Genomic DNA, 518 nt, shown 5'->3' with positions numbered 1-518 from the left:
TGGCGCCGACGATGATGATGGCCGAGATTGCGTTGGTCACGGCCATCAGCGGGGTGTGCAGGGCCGGTGTGACCGTCCAGACCACGTGGTAGCCCACGTAGATCGCCAGTACGAAGATGATCAGGTTGATCACCGTGTGGTTCACCATTTCCATGGACTTCTCCTCAGCTTGTCAGTTCCAGTTCACGGCTCTTGGTCATCAGGCAAGCCGCTACGATGTCGTCTTTCATATCGATGGCGAGCTTGCCATCCTTGTCGGTGATCAGCTTGAGGAAGTCGAGCACGTTGCGCGCGTAGAGCGCGGAGGCGTCCGCCGCAACCATGCCGGCCAGGTTGGTGTGGCCGATCAGCGTGACGCCATGGCGCTCCACCACTTCGTCGGCCACCGTCAGCGGGCAGTTGCCGCCCTGCGCCGCAGCCAGGTCGACCACCACCGAGCCCGGCTTCATCGCCTTCACGGTCTCTTCCTTGAGCAGCACCGGCGCCGGGCGGCCCGGGATCAGCGCGGTAGTGATGAC

Annotated in this window: 1 protein-coding gene and 1 pseudogene; both read right to left on the bottom strand. The window is 63.1% G+C overall.

Annotation, left to right across the window (positions count from 1 at the left end; all coding sequences use genetic code 11):
• Positions 1 to 148 (bottom strand): proton-translocating transhydrogenase family protein (locus CF70_RS38960; RefSeq protein ID WP_414629453.1); only part of this gene is annotated, 148 nt, incomplete at its 3' end.
• A gap of 16 nt (positions 149 to 164) precedes the next feature.
• Positions 165 to 518, bottom strand: a pseudogene (locus tag CF70_RS14990) (NAD(P)(+) transhydrogenase (Re/Si-specific) subunit alpha); the annotation flags it as partial.

The organism is Cupriavidus sp. SK-3, assembly GCF_000611145.1.
Classification (GTDB): Bacteria; Pseudomonadota; Gammaproteobacteria; order Burkholderiales; family Burkholderiaceae; genus Cupriavidus.
The sequence above is the reverse complement of the archived record's forward strand: the minus strand, read 5'-3'. Positions and strand labels throughout refer to the sequence as shown.